The 17006-nt window shown below is 68.6% G+C and carries 13 protein-coding genes; 4 read left to right on the top strand and 9 right to left on the bottom strand.

The features are described 5' to 3' along the window. Positions 1 to 37 precede the first annotated feature (37 nt). Positions 38 to 1141: an RNA polymerase sigma factor RpoD gene (gene rpoD, locus ACIBG8_RS52680; RefSeq protein ID WP_397350981.1), complete on the bottom strand. Its 1104-nt coding sequence runs from the start codon at positions 1139 to 1141 to the stop codon at positions 38 to 40. Between the two features lie 400 nt (positions 1142 to 1541). Continuing rightward, a complete protein-coding gene (gene dnaG / locus ACIBG8_RS52675; protein WP_397350980.1) occupies positions 1542 to 4340 on the bottom strand; it encodes a DNA primase in 2799 nt (932 codons plus the stop codon). 153 nt (positions 4341 to 4493) lie between these two features. Here dnaG and ACIBG8_RS52670 point away from each other — a divergent pair, with 153 nt between their 5' ends. Then, a complete protein-coding gene (locus ACIBG8_RS52670; RefSeq protein ID WP_397351222.1) occupies positions 4494 to 5339 on the top strand; it encodes a M23 family metallopeptidase in 846 nt (281 codons plus the stop codon). On the opposite strand, the gene ACIBG8_RS52665 is transcribed toward ACIBG8_RS52670, so the two are convergent. From ACIBG8_RS52665 to ppdK, 3 genes are all read right to left on the bottom strand, one after another. Then, on the bottom strand, positions 5336 to 6472 hold the full coding sequence (locus ACIBG8_RS52665; RefSeq protein ID WP_397350979.1) for an NAD(P)/FAD-dependent oxidoreductase: 1137 nt from the start codon (positions 6470 to 6472) through the stop codon (positions 5336 to 5338). The genes ACIBG8_RS52670 and ACIBG8_RS52665 overlap by 4 nt on opposite strands. Positions 6473 to 6491: 19 nt before the next feature. Beyond that, positions 6492 to 7712: a deoxyguanosinetriphosphate triphosphohydrolase gene (locus tag ACIBG8_RS52660; RefSeq protein ID WP_397350978.1), complete on the bottom strand. Its 1221-nt coding sequence runs from the start codon at positions 7710 to 7712 to the stop codon at positions 6492 to 6494. A 284-nt stretch (positions 7713 to 7996) separates the two neighbouring features. Continuing rightward, positions 7997 to 10630 carry a pyruvate, phosphate dikinase gene (ppdK, locus tag ACIBG8_RS52655; RefSeq protein ID WP_397350977.1) on the bottom strand — a complete coding sequence of 878 codons (2634 nt, stop codon included), beginning with the start codon at positions 10628 to 10630 and terminating at the stop codon, positions 7997 to 7999. 230 nt (positions 10631 to 10860) lie between these two features. Here ppdK and ACIBG8_RS52650 point away from each other — a divergent pair, with 230 nt between their 5' ends. Both ACIBG8_RS52650 and ACIBG8_RS52645 read left to right on the top strand, forming a co-directional pair. Continuing rightward, a complete protein-coding gene (locus tag ACIBG8_RS52650; RefSeq protein WP_397350976.1) occupies positions 10861 to 12174 on the top strand; it encodes a cytochrome bc complex cytochrome b subunit in 1314 nt (437 codons plus the stop codon). A gap of 47 nt (positions 12175 to 12221) precedes the next feature. Further along, entirely contained in the window at positions 12222 to 12665 is a 444-nt protein-coding gene (locus tag ACIBG8_RS52645; protein ID WP_397350975.1) for a hypothetical protein, read from the top strand. A gap of 1 nt (position 12666) precedes the next feature. On the opposite strand, the gene ACIBG8_RS52640 is transcribed toward ACIBG8_RS52645, so the two are convergent. The 4 genes from ACIBG8_RS52640 to ACIBG8_RS52625 all read right to left on the bottom strand — a co-directional run bounded on the left by ACIBG8_RS52640 (position 12667) and on the right by ACIBG8_RS52625 (position 16292). Beyond that, positions 12667 to 13227, bottom strand: coding sequence for an LGFP repeat-containing protein (locus tag ACIBG8_RS52640; protein ID WP_397350974.1), 561 nt, complete (start codon positions 13225 to 13227; stop codon positions 12667 to 12669). 106 nt (positions 13228 to 13333) lie between these two features. After that, positions 13334 to 14719, bottom strand: coding sequence for a glycine--tRNA ligase (locus ACIBG8_RS52635; RefSeq protein WP_397350973.1), 1386 nt, complete (start codon positions 14717 to 14719; stop codon positions 13334 to 13336). Positions 14720 to 14812: 93 nt separating this feature from the next. Then, on the bottom strand, positions 14813 to 15106 hold the full coding sequence (locus ACIBG8_RS52630; RefSeq protein ID WP_397350972.1) for an antibiotic biosynthesis monooxygenase family protein: 294 nt from the start codon (positions 15104 to 15106) through the stop codon (positions 14813 to 14815). Positions 15107 to 15419: 313 nt separating this feature from the next. Then, entirely contained in the window at positions 15420 to 16292 is an 873-nt protein-coding gene (locus ACIBG8_RS52625) for an IS982 family transposase (protein ID WP_397350971.1), read from the bottom strand. A 295-nt stretch (positions 16293 to 16587) separates the two neighbouring features. Between ACIBG8_RS52625 and ACIBG8_RS52620 the strand changes: the two genes are divergently transcribed. Further along, positions 16588 to 16995, top strand: coding sequence for a DUF6703 family protein (locus ACIBG8_RS52620; RefSeq protein WP_397350970.1), 408 nt, complete (start codon positions 16588 to 16590; stop codon positions 16993 to 16995). Positions 16996 to 17006: the final 11 nt, after the last annotated feature.

The following is a 17006-nucleotide window of genomic DNA, read 5'->3' as shown; positions in this document are numbered from 1 at the left end:
AGGGGCGCCCGCAGACGGGCGCCCCCTCGGCTGCCTTTCAGTCCAGGTAGTCGCGCAGCATCTGGGCGCGCGTCGGGTGGCGGAGTTTGGCCAGGGTCTTCGACTCGATCTGCCTGATGCGCTCCCTGGTCACGCCGAACTCCCTGCCCACCTCCTCCAACGTCCGCGGATGCCCGTCGGCCAGGCCGAAGCGCAGCTGGATGATGCGCTGCTCGCGGTCGGACAGAGTGGCCAGGATGTCGTCGAGCTGGTCCTGCAGCATGATGAAGGCAGCCGCCTCCATGGGCACGACCGCGTCGGCGTCCTCGATGAAGTCACCGAGGTCCGAATCCTCCTCGCCGATAGGCGACTGGAGGGAGACCGGTTCCTGCGCGATTCGCTGGATCTCCACCACGCGATCGACCGGCAGGTCCATCTCCTTCGCGATCTCCTCGGGCGCCGGCTCTCGACCCAGGTCCTGGTGGAGCTGACGTTGCACGCGAACCAGCTTGTTGATCGTCTCCACCATGTGCACCGGGATGCGGATGGTGCGCGCCTGGTCGGCTATCGCCCTGGTGATCGCCTGGCGAATCCACCAGGTGGCGTAGGTGGAGAACTTGTAACCCTTGGTGTAGTCGAACTTCTCGACCGCGCGGATCAGACCGAGGTTGCCCTCCTGGATCAGGTCGAGGAAGAGCATCCCGCGCCCAACATAGCGTTTCGCGATCGACACCACCAGGCGCAGGTTCGCCTCGATCAGGCGTTGTTTGGCCCTGGTGCCCTGCCAGACGAGTTCCCTGAATTCCGGGAAAGCAAGTCGGGAAACTCCGTTGCCCAGCTTGTCCTCGGCGAACAGACCCGCCTCAATGGATTTGGCGAGCTCCACCTCCTCCTCTGCGGTCAGCAGCGGGACGCGGCCGATCTCGCGCAGATAGATGCGGACGAGATCGCTGGTCGGCGCCCGTTTACCTACATCCTCCTCGTCGGCGCGGGTGGTCTCCTCCTGGTCTTGCGGTTCGAGGACCTCCACACCGTTCTCTGCGAGCATCCGCACGACGCGTTCCAGCGCGTCGGACGGTAGCTCGGATCGGTCGAGCGCGGCCGCGACGTCGTCGACCGTCACGCTTCCGCGCTCTCTCCCTTTCGCGACAAGGTCCGCCACCTGGTCTACCGATGGCGGCCCACTTGGCAGCACCGATGCACCCACGGGACACAGTCTGCAGTATTGGTTCCATAAAATGGCAGACCTATTTTTGGCACAGAAGGTAAGACGTTCATCATTATCAAATCGAGATCTATTGAATGTTTAGCGTTGGATTGATCAGGAAAGTAAAGTCAATTACGCGGTCTAGTTAGTGCACGGGTGGCGCGACGTGGCGCCGGCCCTCCGCTCCCGCACGCGCGAAACCCCCCGGAACCCTGCAGATCCCAGCATCCGGCCGGCCTTCTCCCGCGTACGGCACGCCGCAGGACAAACCCGCGATTTCCCGGATACACGGCGAGAAGCGGGGTCGCGCATCACGCCACGCCCGCCGTACGCGAACGCGGACGCCCGAAACCCGCTAGCTGCCCGCCGCGCGGTCCCTCAGGACGCGGCGCTGCTGCTCCAGCGCCACCAGCTCGCCGAACAGCTTGTTGTACTCCGCCTGCTCCTCCACCGGGTTGAGCCGCTGCATGCGCGTCTTCACCTGCGCGATCGCCCGGTCCACCGAGATGGCCTCGATCGCCGCCAGCATGGCCGCGCCGTAGCGCTCCTCCACGTGCGACTCCGCCTGGATCGCCTCCACGGCGAACCGGGTGACCATGCCGCGCATCGCGTCGTCCGGCGCCTGCTCCAGGAGCCGGTCCACCCACTCCCTGCCCCCGCTGCCCGCCGAGGCCGCTCCCCCGGCCGCCATGATCAGCCCGAACAGCGCCACGTGCTCCGGCGAGCTGAACGCCTGCACGTCGAGCGAGTCGAACCGCGGCCCGAGCAGGGCGGGGCGCTGGACGGCGAGCTTGAGCAACTCCCCCTCCACCCGGACGTTCGGATCGATGGGCGCGGCCCGCTGCTGCCGCTGCGGGCGGCCCGCCTGCGCCCCCGCGTGCTCGGAGATGCGCTGGATCACGAACCGCTCGTCCATGAACCCCAGCCACCGGTCGAGGTCGATCGCGTAGCGCTTGCGCAGCCCGCTGTCCTTGATCCCGGCCACGATCGGCGCGGCCGCGTCGAGCGCCGCGATCTTGCCCTCGTTGCTGCGCAGGTCGTAGCGGGCGATCGTGCTGCGGATCGCGAACTGGAACAGTGGCTCCCGCGAGGCGATCAGGTCCCGCACCGCCGCGTCGCCCTGCTTGACCCGCAGGTCGCACGGGTCGAGCCCGTCCGGCTGGACGGCGACGTAGGTCTGGGTGACGAACTTCTGCTCGTCGGCGAAGGCACGCAGCGCCGCCTTCTGCCCCGCCGCGTCGCCGTCGAAGGTGAAGATCACCTCGCCGCGGAACTCGGCCTGGTCGAGCAGGAAGCGGCGCAGCACCTTGATGTGCTCCTCGCCGAACGCCGTGCCGCAGGTGGCGACCGCGGTGGGCACGCCGGACAGGTAACACGCCATGACGTCGGTGTAGCCCTCGACGATCACCGCCTGGGATCTCTTGGAGATCTCCTTTTTGGCCAGGTCGATGCCGTAGAGCACCTGGGACTTCTTGTAGAGCGGCGAGTCGGGGGTGTTGAGGTATTTGGGCCCGTCGTCGGACTCGAGCAGCTTGCGCGCCCCGAACCCGATCACGTCGCCGGTGGCGTCGCGGATCGGCCAGATGAGCCTGCCGCGGAACCGGTCCATCGGCCCGCGCCGCCCCTCCTTGGCCAGGCCGCCCTTGACGATCTCGTCGGCGGTGAACCCGCGGCCCATGAGGTGCCGGGTCAGCGCCTCCCACTCGTTGGGCGCGTAACCGACGCCGAACGTCTCGGCGTCGGCGCGCTCGAACCCGCGCTCGGACAGGAACTTGCGCCCGGGGGCGGCGTCCGGCGTCATGAGCTTCTCGACGTAGAACTCGGCGGCGACCTTGTGCGCCTCGATCAGCCGGGCGCGCTCGCCGTGGTCGCGCTTGGGGACGTAGCCGCCCTGCTCGTACTGCAGCATGATCCCGGCGCGCTGCGCCAGCCGTTCGACGGACTCGCTGAAGGTGAGGTGCTCCAGCTTCTCCACGAACGTGATGACGTCCCCGCCCTCGCCGCAGCCGAAGCAATTGCCGGTCAGAAGGTTATCCTCCAGGACAAACGCATGACCGTGCTCGACGGTGGCGCAGAACACCTCCTCGACACGATCTGTCTCCTCGACCGATTGCACAACCCAGCCGAGCCTGGCGAAGGACTTGGTCGACCGTACGTAACGCAGGCGATGATCGTCGATCAGGAAGAAGTCTTCGGTGAGATCGTCATTGACGAAGTGGACTCGGAAGATCGAGCTGAGCGGTCGGCCGGGGAATCCCTCGCGGATCTGCTCGGTGATGCCGTAGGTTCCGATGCCCAACCTGGTGCAGACCGCGCGGACGAACTCGAGCGTCGCCCTGTCCGCGCAGTTGAGCATCACCGTGCCGTCCTTCGCGACGTGGCCGTCGGCCGCGACGTAGCCGGCGAGCCAGCCGTACAGGTAGGACACCGACTCATCGAGAGGCGGGAGGTCCTTGAAGGCGCGCGGCAGATCGTGCACGAGAAGCTGCGTGCGAGCCGAGGCGCCGCCATGGCCCTCGGTGACGTAGCTGTTCGGGAACCACTTGAGCAGCTGCGCGTCCTTGACGCCGTCCAGCGTGGCCCTGCTGCCCGTGCCCGCCCTGGTGCCGTCCCCGAAGGTGATCCCATGGGCGACCCCGAAGGGTGAGGGCCTCGTGCGCTTGATCCTGGACCCCGCGAACACCGATACCAGCCGGTGGTCGGGTTTGAGGTCCTTGGTGATGACCTCGGCGCGCTTGTCGCGCTTCTTGCCCGACTTGACGAACCACCGGTGCTCGGGCGTCGCGAAGATCTCCTTCGTCTGACCGTTGCGGCTCAGCACGAGGCGCATCAACCGCTGGACGCCGAAGGACTTGAACGGCGCATCCACCCAGGTGCCGTCAGCGGCCAGGATGCGGTGCACACCACCGGCGAGTTCGGCGATGGGCCGAACGCCCTCCCAGGTGAGCACGCGCGTCTCGGCCGCCAGGCAGTAGTACATGCCGCGTTCTGGGGTGACGTTGAACGAGGGGGACTTCTCATCATGGAAGGGGCACAGGCCCTTGAGGTTGCCTCCGCCCGCGTTGCGCAACTGGATGTGTTCGCCGATGACGTCGGCGATCGGGGAACGTTCACGTACGAGTGCGATATCAACATCACGGATCCGGCCAGCCACGCGGCGAGTCTATTCCGCCCCACCGACAGGTTCGGTCCTTGAGCGCATATCCGGTCCCGGACCTGCCGATACGTGGAAAGCGGTCGTGAGGGGTGTCCGGGTCGGCTACAAAGGTAAAGGTTGTCGTTGGATACGGTGACACGGGTGGAGATCATGCGATCGGGGAACGTTGCACGACTGGCGGCCATGACCGGCGCCCTGCTGTTGACCGGCGCCTGTGCCCAGGCGACCGGGGTGGCCGGCATCAGCACGCAGCCCCCGCCCACGCCGGTCCCGTCGGGAACCCCGTCGGTGACCGCGACGATCCCGTCGCCGACCGCCGTCCACCAGGCCGGTGAGCAGAAGCCGGTCGGCGAGGACCCGGTCAAGGTGCCGCCGCCGAAGCTGTCCAAGTACACCTACGCCTTCCCCGTGAAGGGGTGCAGGACCAGCTACCAGCGCAGGCTGCTCATCCTCCCCAAGACGACCATCTGGGCGGGCAAGGGCTGCGCGTTCGTCTCCCCCGTCGACGGCGTCGTCGACGAGGTCAACGTGCAGAACAAGTGGAAGCCGTCCACCGACAAGGGCGCCGACCGCGAGGGCAGGTTCGTCACCGTGATCGGCGACGACGGCGTGCGTTACCTGGGCGGCCACCTCGACACCGTGCTCGTCAAGCCGGGCGCGAAGGTCAAGGCGGGCCAGGCGCTGGGCACGATCGGCAACTCGGGCAACGCCCGCGACACCGCCGCGAACCTGTACTTCGCGATCTCCTGGAAGACCGCCCCGGCCTACTGGTGGGTACGGCGCGGCATGGTCGCGCCCTGGGACTACCTCGACGCGTGGCTGTCGGGCAACCCCACGCTCTCGCCCAAGGACGCGACCTTCAAGCTGCGCAGCGCCGTCGGCGAGACGCCGCGGTGCCAGGTGCAGTGCAAGTCGAAGAAGCCGTCGCAGCCGGAGAGGAACGATCAGCCCAAGGACGAGGAAGAAGACGACCCCGGGCCGATCCTCAACGGCTAGTCGAGCTTCCCTCCCGTGCGGATGAGCTCCTGGATGTCGGCGACGACGTCCCAGACGTTGACGTTCATCCCGGCGATCACCCGGCCCTCGCGCAGCCAGTAGGCGACGAACTCGAGGTCGTCGACGGAGCCGCGGTAGGCGACCTCGTCGTAGCCCTGGATGTCGCCGGAGAACTCCATGCCGAGCTCGAACTGGTCGGTGTAGAAGTACGGGACCCGGTCGTAGACGACGTCCTGCCCGAGCATCGAGCGGGCGGCAGCCGGACCGCCGTTGAGCGCGTTGGCCCAGTGCTCGACCCGCAGGTGCCTGCCGTACAGCGGGTTGAAGGACTCGGCGACGTCGCCGGCGGCGAACACCGCGGGGTCCGAGGTGCGCAGCGCGGCGTCGGTCACGACGCCAGAGCGCACCTCCAGGCCCGCGTCGCGGGCCAGCTCCACGTTGGGCGCCGCGCCGATGCCGACGACGACCAGGTCGGCGGGCAGCCGCTCGCCGGTGGACAGCCGCACGCCCTCCGCGGTGATCTCGGCGGCGCCGACGCCCAGGCGCAGGTCGACGCCGTTGGCGCGGTGCACCTTGGCGAAGACCGCGCCGAGCTCGGGGCCGAGCGCCTGGAGCAGCGGCTGCTCCTGCGGCTCGACGACGGTGACGGCGCAGCCCGCCTTCTTGGCCGCTGCGGCACATTCCAGGCCGATCCACCCGGCGCCGACCACGATCACGTTCCCCCCGGCCGCGAAACGCTCCTTGAGCGCCTCGCTGTCCTGGACCGTCCGCAGGTAGTGCGCCGGCCCCGGCAGCCGCCTGGGGGTGGCTCCGGTGGCCAGGAGCAGCTTCTGGTACGGCTGGCGCGAGCCGTCCGACAGCAGGACGGTGTGACCGTCGCGGTCGATGCGGGTCGCCGTCACCCCGGTGTGCAGTTCGACGTCGTGCTCGGCGTACCAGCCTGGAGGGTGCACGAAGATCTTCTCGCGCTCGCTCTTGCCCTGCAGGTACCCCTTGGACAGCGGGGGCCGCTCGTAGGGCCGTTCGGTCTCTGCGCCGAGGAGGACGATCTCGCCGTCGAAGCCCTCGTCGCGCAACGTCTGCGCCGCCTTGGCCCCCGCGAGGCCGGCGCCGACGATCACATATCTCGCCATGGACGCAGTATCCGCCTGCCTAGCGCGAAAGGCGACGATGCCAGGCGACTGCCGAGGTATCGGTGAGCGAGGCCACCTGGTCGATGATCACCCGCATCTTGCCCGCATCGTCCGCCGCCTGCTGGAACGCGGGGCGGAAGGCGGGTTCCAAAGTTCCTGGAGCGCCAAGAACGATCGCGGCGGCGAGCTCGTGGATCAGCTGGCGCTGCCTGGCCTGGGTGGCGTTGTGGTCGTCCGTGGCCATGACGTAGTGCGCCGCGACGCCCTTGAGCAAGGCGCACTCCAGGCGGGTGACGCGCGGCACGACGAGGTCGGCGCGGTGGCGCGAGCCGTACGCCTCCCTGGTGGCTGCCTGCGCGGACGTGCAGAAGCGGCCGATGAGACCGCTGGTCAGGGCCTTGAGCCCGGCCAGGTCGGCGAGGGTGGCGGCGAAGTGGCGCGGCCAGAGCGGTCCCGCGACGAGGTGGGCGAAGATCTCTTCGAGCTCGTTCTGGGAGGCGTCGGGGGCGTACCAGACGCGGGTGAGCTCGCAGACCTCGCTGCGGTCGCCGGCCGAGCGCAGCATCTCGGGGGTGACGTGCCCGGAGTGCAGCGCGTCCTCCAGGTCGTGGACGGAGTAGGCGACGTCGTCGGCCCAGTCCATGATCTGCGCCTCGAAGCTGGCCCTGCCCTCGGGCGCGCCCTCCCTGATCCACGCGAAGACCGGCAGGTCGTCGTCGTAGACGCCGAACTTGCGCGACTCGCCGCGCGGCCACGGGTACTTGATCGAGGAGTCGAGGGAGGCGCGGGTGAGGTTCAGCCCGGCGCTGCGCCCGTCCTCGGTGAGCACCTTGGCCTCCAGCCTGACGAGCAGGCGCAGGCTCTGCGCGTTGCCCTCGAACCCGCCGCAGCTCGACGCGAGGTCGTCGAGCGCGGCCTCGCCGTTGTGGCCGAAGGGCGGGTGGCCCAGGTCGTGCGCGAGGCAGGCGGTCTCGACGAGGTCGGGGTCGACGCCGAGCGTCTCGCCCATCTCCCTGCCGATCTGGGCGCATTCCAGGGAGTGGGTGAGGCGGGTGCGCGGGACGTGCTGGCCGCTGCCGAGGGTCTCGCCGGGTCCGACGACCTGGGTCTTGGCGGCGAGCCTGCGGAGGGCGGCGCTGTGCAGCACCCGCGCGCGGTCCCTGCCGAACGCGCCGCGCTCGGGGTTGCCGGGCGGTTCCGGTACCCATCGCGCCTGGTCATGGTGGTCGTAGAGCGCCATATGTGCTGCATATAGTAGGTGACTCCCCTTCGCTCCGGAGTACACCCCCCATGACCGCCGCATCAAGGGCAGCCGTCGCGTTCGCCCTCCTCGCCGGTTTCTCCCTCCTGGGGTCGAGCGCGGCCGGCCAGGTGGACCCTGTCCTGGTCGAGCCCCGCCCGGCTGCTGTTCGTCGACGGTGGTGAGGAGGTCGAGGTCACCGACTACGCCCTCCGCGTGGCGTGGGAACCCGACGGCGTGCCCGGCCTCCGCGCGTGGGTGGCCGGGCTAGGCGTGCCCCTCGACTACCGGGTGTCGGAGTCGTGGCCCGCCAGTGCCGCGCGGCCCGCCTCCAGCCTGGCGACCGGGATGCGGAACGGCGAGCAGGAGACGTAGTCGAGGCCCACCTCGTGGCAGAAGTGCACCGAGTCCGGGTCTCCGCCGTGCTCGCCGCAGATGCCGAGCTTGAGGTCGGGCCTGGTCCTGCGCCCCTCCTCCGCCGCGATCCGCACCAGCCGCCCGACCCCGTCGCGGTCGAGCGTCTCGAACGGGGAGACGCCGAAGATGCCCAGCTCCAGGTAGCGGGAGAAGAACGCGGCCTCGACGTCGTCGCGGGAGAAGCCCCACGTCATCTGGGTCAGGTCGTTGGTGCCGAAGGAGAAGAACTGGGCCGCCTCGGCGATCTGCCCGGCGGTCAGCGCCGCCCGGGGCACCTCGATCATGGTTCCGATGAGCGCCTCGACGCCGACCTCGGCCAGGATGCCCAGCGCCTCCTCGCGGACGGCTTCGAGCTCCTGGACCGCCCCGACCAGCGGGATCATGATCTCCGGCTGCGCGCCGGGCACCTCGCGGGCCGCCTCGGCGATCGCGCGCACCTGCATGGCGAAGAGGCCGGGGATGACCAGGCCGAGCCGTACGCCGCGCAGGCCCAGCATGGGGTTCTGCTCGTGCAGCCTGCGCACGGCGTCGAGGAGCCGCTTGTCCTTGTCGGAGGCGTTGCCGAGCGCCACCTTGACCGACAGGTCGACGAGGTCGGGCAGGAACTCGTGCAGGGGCGGGTCGATGAGCCTGACCGTGACCGGCAACCCCTCCATAGCCTGAAAAATCCCGATGAAGTCGGACTTCTGGAGCGGCGCCAACGCGTCCAGCGCCGCCTGCCGTTCCTCCTTGTCCGAGGCCAGCACCAGGTCCTCGACGAGCTGCCTGCGCTCGCCCAGGAACATGTGCTCCGTACGGCAGAGCCCGATCCCCTGCGCGCCGAAGCGGCGCGCCCGCGCCGAGTCCTCCGGGTTGTCGGCGTTGGCCCGCACGCCCAGTCTGCGCTTGGAGTCGGCGTGCCGCATGATCCGGTCGACCGCCCTGACCAGCTCGTCCTCGGGCTCGGCTCCCTCGAAGTACTCGACCACGACGGAGTCGGCCACCGGCACCTCGCCCAGGAACACCTCGCCCGTCGAGCCGTCGATGGAGATGACGTCGCCCTCGACGACCTCGACCCCGCCGGGAGCGGTGAACTTCTTGCCGGAGATCGAGACCTCCAGCTCCTCCGCGCCGCACACGCACACCTTGCCCATGCCGCGGGCGACGACGGCCGCGTGCGAGGTCTTGCCGCCGCGCGAGGTGAGGACGCCCTGGGCGGCGATCATGCCGGACAGGTCGTCCGGTGTGGTCTCGCGGCGGACCAGGATGACGTCCTCGCCCTTGGCGGCCAGCTCGACGGCGCGCGGGGAGGAGAAGACCGCCTTGCCGACGGCCGCGCCGGGTGAGGCGTTCATGCCCTTGGTGAGCAGCTTGTTCCCGGTGTCCTGGGCGAAGCGCGGGAACATCAGCTGGGCGAGCTGGTCGCCGGTGACCCGCTGGACCGCCTCGTCCATCGAGATCAGGCCCTGGTCGACGAGCTGGGTGGCGATGCGGAACGCGGCGGCGGCCGTGCGCTTGCCGACGCGGGTCTGGAGCATCCAGAGCTTGCCGCGCTCGACGGTGAACTCGATGTCGCACAGGTCGCGGTAGTGGTTCTCGAGCGTCTTCATGATCGACAGCAGGTTGTCGTAGGAATCCTTGTCGATGTGCTCGAGGTCCTGCAGCGGCACGGTGTTGCGTATGCCGGCGACGACGTCCTCGCCCTGGGCGTTCTGCAGGTAGTCGCCGTAGATGCCCTGGCGGCCCGAGCCCGGGTCGCGGGTGAAGGCGACGCCGGTGCCCGAGTCGTCGCCGACGTTGCCGAAGACCATGGAGCAGACGTTGACCGCGGTGCCGAGGTCGGCGGGGATGCGCTCCTGGCGGCGGTAGAGGACGGCGCGCCCGGAGTTCCACGACTCGAAGACGGCCTTGATGGCCAGGCGCATCTGCTCGCGCGGGTCGGCGGGGAAGTCGGCGCCCGTCTCCTCGCGCACGATGCCCTTGAACGTCTCCACCAGCCGCTGCAGCTCCTCGGCCGACAGGTCGGTGTCCTGCCTGGCGCCCTTCACCGACTCCAGGGCCTCTTCGAAGCGGTCGCCGTCGATGTCGAGCACGGTCTTGCCGAACATCTGGACGAGCCTGCGGTAGGAGTCCCAGGCGAAGCGCTCGTTGCCGCCCGCCTGCTTGGCCAGCCCGTGCACGGACTCGTCGTTGAGTCCGATGTTGAGGACGGTGTCCATCATGCCGGGCATGGAGAACTTCGCGCCTGAGCGCACGCTGACCAGCAGCGGGTCGTCGGACTGGCCGAGCTTCCTGCCCATCCGCGCCTCCAGCGCGGACAGGTGCTGCGCGATCTCCTCCTCCAGCCCCCTCGGCACCGCGCCCTCGGCCAGGTAGTGCCGGCAGGCCTCGGTCGTGATCGTGAATCCGGGGGGAACGGGCAGCCCGAGATTGGTCATCTCGGCGAGGTTGGCGCCCTTACCGCCGAGCAGATCCTTGAGATCCTTGTTGCCCTCGGTGAAGTCGTAAACATACTTGGCCACCGCTGCTCCTTCTTCCAACGCCACTATCGGGGACTCTACCGATCAAAAAGATGACGAAACGGCACCCAGTGGTTAAGTCCATGTTTCCCCAGCTCAAACCACTCACGGCGGTCTAATCCAATTAATATTCTGGTCATCGGAGAATTGGTTTATACCAATTGGTGTAAACCAATTCTTGAGAAACCTCCGCGCTGGGTGCAGAATCGGATCAACCCCCCAGGGAGGCGCCCATGGCCACTCCGGCCCCCGCCAAACCCACCCGTCGCGAGCGTTTAGCCGTCGGCTCGGCGAAGGCCGCCGCAGGTACGGCCGGCTATCTCGACGACCGGCTCGGCCTCGGCCGCTGGCTCCGGCCGAACCTGCGCAAGCTCTTCCCCAGCCACTGGTCGTTCCTGCTCGGCGAGTTCGCGCTCTACTCGTTCGTCCTGCTCGTCCTGACCGGGACGTTCCTGACGTTCTTCTACAAGGCCACGCCCACCGCGGCCTTCGCCTCGGTCCAGGAGCTGAGCCTGCACGTGCGCGGCGGCCTGCTGCTCCGCCAGATGCACCACTGGTCGGCGATGATCTTCGTGCTGTCGATCGTGGCGCACCTGCTCCGGGTCTTCTTCACCGGCGCGTTCCGCAGGCCGCGCGAGCTGACCTGGATGCTGGGCGTGATCCTCTTCGCGACCGTGCTGTTCGAGTCGTTCCTCGGCTTCTCCCTGCCCGCCGACCAGATGGCGTTCGCGGGGCTGCGCGAGGGCGACGGGCTGCTGCTGGCGATCCCGCTCGTGGGCACGTACCTGTCCGACCTCGCCTTCGGCGGCGGCTTCCCCGGTACGGCGGTGCCCAGGCTGTTCGTGGCGCACGTGCTGCTGGTGCCCGGCATCCTGCTGGCGATCGTCCCGTTGCACGCGCTCGTGCTCACCTGGGTGCAGAAGCACACCGACCGGCGCGAGGCCACCTCCGACGAGCGCCGCGTGACCGGCGGGCCGTTCTTCCCCTACTTCGCGCTGAAGCAGGGCATCACGTCGCTGGGCACGTTCACGGTGATCACCGCGATGGCCACGCTGTCGACGATCTTCGTGCTCAACCCCGTCTGGCGCTCCGGCGCCTGGCAGCCCGGCGGCACGCCGCACGCCGCGCAGCCGTTCTGGTACGCCGGGGTGCTCGACGGCTCGATGCGGCTCATGCCCGGCTGGGACCTCGGGCCGATAAACCTCGGGCTGCTCGTGCCCATGCTGGTGCTGCTGACGTTCTTCACCGTGCTGTTCTTCTACCCGTTCATCGAGCGGCGCGTGACCGGGGACCGGCGCGTGCACCAGCTCAACGACCGGCCGGCCGAGCAGCCCGTCCGCACCGCGCTGGGCGTCGCCGCGATCACGTTCTTCACCGTGGTGTGGTCGGCCACGTGGTTCTCCGTACCCGCCAAGGGTTATGACCCGCTCCTGGCGGTCTCGCCGGAGACCTACACGATCCTCCTGTACGGCCTGCGCGTCGCGGTGTTCGTGCTCCCCCCGATCGCCTACGCGCTCACCCTGGCCGTGTGCCGTCGCCGATCCTGACCCCAATCGCAACCATGTGGAAATCTGCCGCTGCGATCCTCTGCCCTGTGTCCGCCTTCACTCGCGGGGCCGCGCTGGTCGCCGTCGCCCTCATAGCCGGTTGCTCGACCGCGCGGGCCTCGCTGACGTCACTCGACGACGGCAGGCCCCGCGTCGACGCCAACTACCTGGTGCCGGGCGACTGTCTGGTCGCGATCGACGACCTCATGGCGGCGCGGGGGTCGTGCGCCGAGCCGCACGTGGCCGAGTTCGTGACGAGCTACATCTTGCCCGAGGGTCCGTGGCCGGGCGAGGAGAGGGCGCGGGCGCTGTCGGAGGACTGGTGCGTACCCCGGGTGAAGGCCCGGCTGGTCGAGCCGGACGCCGCCGTGCCCGGGGTGCTGCTGCCGCTGGAGCGGGAGTGGCGGCAGAACCCCCGCTACCGCACCGCCTACTGCGTCGCGGTGACCGGGCCCGGGCAGGCCACGCTCACCTCGAAGGTGATCAAGTAGGTCAGGCGTCCGCGGACACCCAGATCGACCAGCCCTGGCGGCAGGTGTCACCGGTGATCTTGCTGTCGCAACCGATCACGGAGAAGCTGTAGTGGCCCAGCGAACCGCCGGCGTTGCGCCCGGCCGGGGGCCAGAAGACCTCGCGGCCCCTGGTGCGCGCCTGGTTCCTGGCCTGGTTGACCTGGGTGCCGGCGAAGTCGGTCTTCACGGTGATCTTGAAGTAGTCGTAGTTGAACGGGTCGGTCGGGCCCCAGCGGAGCACCACACCCGGCTTGCCGCCCACCGTGGCGCCATAGGCGGCCACGATCATCTTGCCGCCCTGGTCGGGGGACCAGGCGATCTGCCCGTTCTCGAAGTCCTGGCGGCGGCCGTTGCGGTTCGGGATGCCGTACTCGGCGCGGGTCGGGCAACCGATGATCGCCGACTCGCCGCCGAGCGTGTGCCAGTAGTCGCCGATGAACCCATAGGGCTGGATCTTGCACGCTGTGGTGGCCGCGTGGGCGGGTGACGCCGCGATCGCCGGTACGGCCAGCGCCAGTGCGAGAACTGCCTTCTTCACCATGACCTGCTCCTCCTCAAGGGGTGTGATCTCAAGGTAGGAACAGGTGATCTTTCAGCACATGAGTAGGGCCCTACCCAAATGCCGCAGGCAGGGCCCCGCCGTACACCTAGTCGTTCAGGTGCTGGCGCATGTAGGAGTCGACCTGGTCGAGGGCGACGCGCTGCTGCTGCATCGAGTCGCGCTCCCTGATCGTCACCGCCTGGTCCTCCAGGGTGTCGAAGTCGACCGTGATGCAGAACGGCGTGCCGATCTCGTCCTGGCGGCGGTAGCGGCGGCCGATCGCCCCCGCGTCGTCGAACTCCACGTTCCAGCGCCTGCGCAGCTGCGCGGCCAGGTCGCGGGCCTTCGGCGACAGGTCGGCGTTCCTGCTCAGCGGCAGCACGGCCGCCTTGACCGGCGCGAGGCGGTGGTCGAGGCGCATGACCGTGCGCTTCTCCATGACGCCCTTGGCGTTGGGCGCCTCGTCCTCGGTGTAGGCGTCGAGCATGAACATCAGCGCCGCGCGGTCGACACCCGCGGCCGGCTCGATCACGTAGGGGATGTAGCGCTCGCCGGTGTCCTGCTCGAAGAAGCTCAGGTCGACGCCCGACGCCTCGGAGTGCGTCGACAGGTCGTAGTTGGTGCGGTTGGCGATGCCCTCCAGCTCACCCCACTCGGAGCCGGTGAAGTTGAAGCGGTACTCGATGTCGACCGTGCGCGTCGAGTAGTGCGACAGCTTGTCCTTCGGGTGCTCGTACAGCCGCAGGTTGTCCTGGCTCACGCCGAGGTCGACGTACCACTGCATGCGCTGGTCGATCCAGTACTGGTGCCACTCCTCGTCGCTGCCCGGCTTGACGAAGAACTCCATCTCCATCTGCTCGAACTCGCGGGTGCGGAAGATGAAGTTGCCCGGCGTGATCTCGTTGCGGAACGACTTGCCGATCTGGCCGATGCCGAACGGGATCTTCCTGCGCGCCGACTGCTGCACGTTGAGGTAGTTGATGAAGATGCCCTGCGCCGTCTCCGGCCGCAGGTAGGCCAGGCCCGACTCGTCCTCGACCGCGCCGAGGTAGGTCTTCAGCAGGCCGCTGAACTGCTTGGGCGCGGTGAACGAGCCCTTGTTGCCGCAGTTGGGGCAGGTGATGTCGGCCAGGCCGTGCTCGGGGGCCTTGCCGTGCTTCTCCTCGTAGGCCTCTTCGAGGTGGTCGGCGCGGTAGCGCTTGTGGCACGACTGGCACTCGGTCAGCGGGTCCGTGAACGTCTCGACGTGGCCGCTGGCCTGCCACACCTCGCGGGCCAGGATGACGCACGAGTCGAGACCCACCACGTCCTCACGCGCCTGGACCATCGACAGCCACCACTGCCGCTTCACGTTGTTCTTCAGCTCGACGCCCAGCGGGCCGTAGTCCCATGAAGCGCGCAGCCCGCCGTAGATCTCGCTCGAGGGGTAAACGAGCCCGCGACGCTTGGCGAGGCTGACGATGGTGTCCATGACGTCTGTACGGCGTGCCATGAGGATGAGTCTCTTTCCGGCTGGAGGTCGGCGAGGGAATGGATGAGGTCCCAGCTTAGGGGACGTCCGCGCGGCCCCGCGCGCGACTATTCGTCACGCCCCGTCTTGCCCGGAAAAGTAGACATCCTCGTATGCGCTGGGTTCGTTGACCATGAGGATCATGAGGGGGTACATGGCCATGCGGGCGGCGGACAGGGCTCTGCGGTAGAAGCCGGCGCCTTCCCATTCGCTGACCAGCGCCCAGAGGTTGGGCTCGTCGACGGAGCGGGCCAGGCGGCCGCGCAGGTAGCCGGGCTGGGCGGCGAGCGTGTCGATGATGCCCTGGCCTTGCTTGATGAACTCCTGGGACTGCGCTTCTGGCACGGTGTAGCGGATTACGGCGAGCACATCTTCAAGGATGTCAGACGATCACCCTCCGCAATCCCGTTTACCCCTCACCCACCCCCGGAGGTAGTTGTCGCGCTCCACCTCCCCAACCCTCCCCCCCACCCCGCCCGCCCCACCCTTCCACCCACCCCCGCCTGCCCGCCCTCCGCCCGCCCACCCGCCCGCCCCCCGCTCCTGCTGTGGCTGAGGACCTCTGGCAGTTCCCCTCCGCTCGGGGGACAACCGACAGGCAGCCGATCCGGGCGAGGCGCCGAAGGTCACATGCGCAAGCGAGGCGGGCTTGGTGCCTCAGTTAGCTAACCCGGTGTGCGGGTTAGCTGGTCAGGAGTTGGGCGAACCGTAGCGGGGATAGGCCAGCGCGTTGGCAGAGCAGGATGGCCATGGTGTGGCTGAGGATTTTGCGTAACCAGCGCGACCACAAGTGCCAGGCGTCTCGCGCCCAGACCTGTTTAAGGTGATAGCGGGTGGCGAGCTGGCCGAAGACCGTTTCGATGCGGCGGCGTTTGCCCACGCTCCAGCGCGGTGGGCGGTTGGTTGCGGTTTTGGCCAGCAGCGGTGCGAGCAGGTGCAGGCCCTGTTCGCGCAGCTGCTGGGTCAGCGCGGCGCCGCCGTAGGCGCGGTCGGCCAGGACCCAGCCGCGGGCGTCGGCCAGCAGGGTGGGTGCCATGGTGATGTCGCCGATGTTGGCCGCGGTGAGCCGGGCGTCCACGATAATGCCTGGCCAGCACACGCGTAGATGGCCGCGCAGGCCGAGGAAGGTTTGCTTGGCGACCTCATCGCGGCTCCAGGCCGCCACCTCACGCAGGCGGCGGCAGCGATAGGCGCGAGCGAAGCGGCAGATCGGGATGGTGATGCTGTCGATGAGGGAGATCTGTGGGTCGTAGGACACGTGGTCGAGCAGGTGCTGGTGCAGGCGCTGCTTGGTGGCCCACAGGTTGGCCGCCTGGCGGGTGAAGGTGGTGCGGTGCACCCGGCACAGGGCGGGGAACCAGGCCGCCCAGTGCCGCCGAAAGTACTGATACAGCCCAACGTCGGTGTCGATGCCGAGGAACTCTCCGACACACTCGATCGTCAGGACCTCGCTGTCGGCCAAGGTCGGGGCCGGGCCGCGACTGCGCAGGCGTTGATCGGCCAACCAGTCGTCAATGAGACAGAACACGGTGATGACGAACGTCGTAATGTCCATGGCGGGACCCTCGTACGCGAGATGACGGCTTCATCGGCAGCGTACGAGGGTCTCCGAGACCCCCAGAAACCCGCACACCGGGTTAGCTAGCGGCAGCAGCAGTTGAGGCGGAGGCACGAACGGGCGGTCACTGCCAGAGGTCCTCAGCCACTGCAGGAGCGGGGGCGGGCGGGTGGGCGGGCGGAGGGTGGGCGGGCGGGCGTGGAGGGATGGATACGGCAGGTGGGTTGGTGGGTGAGGCAGGCGGGTGGGTTGTGGGCGGGCGGATCGTGGGGGTCGGCGCTAGGCTCCAGGGGTGGCTTCCAAGGACGATCGGCCCAGGCATCCCATGGCCCAGCGCACCCCACCCGGGCGTACCCCCACAAGCAAGGCCAAGCGCCCCCTTCCCCCAGGTGAGCAGTTCTTCACCCCTGGGGCCACCGGCCTGCGCAAAGCCGTGGAGGAGCGCAGCGCCACGCCCATGGCGTACCTCTTCACGCAGGTCCCCCGCTGGGTCGCGCCCGCCGTCATGGTCGTCCTGCTGCTCGCCGGGTTCGCGGTGCAGAGCTGGCTCGGTGGGGTGGCGGTTCTTCCTGTTGCCCTCTTCGTGGCCTGGCTGGGCTACCTGTCCTGGCCGTCCCTCTCCGTCGGGGGAAAGTTGCTGCGGGTGGTCATGGTGACGTTCCTGGTGCTGGTGATCGCCACCCGGTTCGGAGCCTTCTGAGAGCGATTTTG

Origin of the sequence: Nonomuraea sp. NPDC050556 (assembly GCF_044457355.1) — a bacterium.
GTDB lineage: Bacteria > Actinomycetota > Actinomycetes > Streptosporangiales > Streptosporangiaceae > Nonomuraea.
Note: the sequence above shows the minus strand (reverse complement) of the source record. Positions and strands in the feature narration are given on the sequence as shown.

Excerpts from the sequence above, each read along its gene's own strand:
- ACIBG8_RS52650 (WP_397350976.1), top strand. The coding sequence starts at position 10,861 with ATGGCCACTCCGGCCCCCGCCAAACCCACCCGTCGCGAGCGTTTAGCC.
- ACIBG8_RS52660 (WP_397350978.1), bottom strand. The coding sequence starts at position 7,712 with ATGGCGCTCTACGACCACCATGACCAGGCGCGATGGGTACCGGAACCG.
- ACIBG8_RS52625 (WP_397350971.1), bottom strand. The coding sequence starts at position 16,292 with ATGGACATTACGACGTTCGTCATCACCGTGTTCTGTCTCATTGACGAC.
- ACIBG8_RS52640 (WP_397350974.1), bottom strand. The coding sequence starts at position 13,227 with ATGGTGAAGAAGGCAGTTCTCGCACTGGCGCTGGCCGTACCGGCGATC.
- ACIBG8_RS52635 (WP_397350973.1), bottom strand. The coding sequence starts at position 14,719 with ATGGCACGCCGTACAGACGTCATGGACACCATCGTCAGCCTCGCCAAG.
- ACIBG8_RS52665 (WP_397350979.1), bottom strand. The coding sequence starts at position 6,472 with ATGGCGAGATATGTGATCGTCGGCGCCGGCCTCGCGGGGGCCAAGGCG.
- ACIBG8_RS52670 (WP_397351222.1), top strand. The coding sequence starts at position 4,494 with ATGCGATCGGGGAACGTTGCACGACTGGCGGCCATGACCGGCGCCCTG.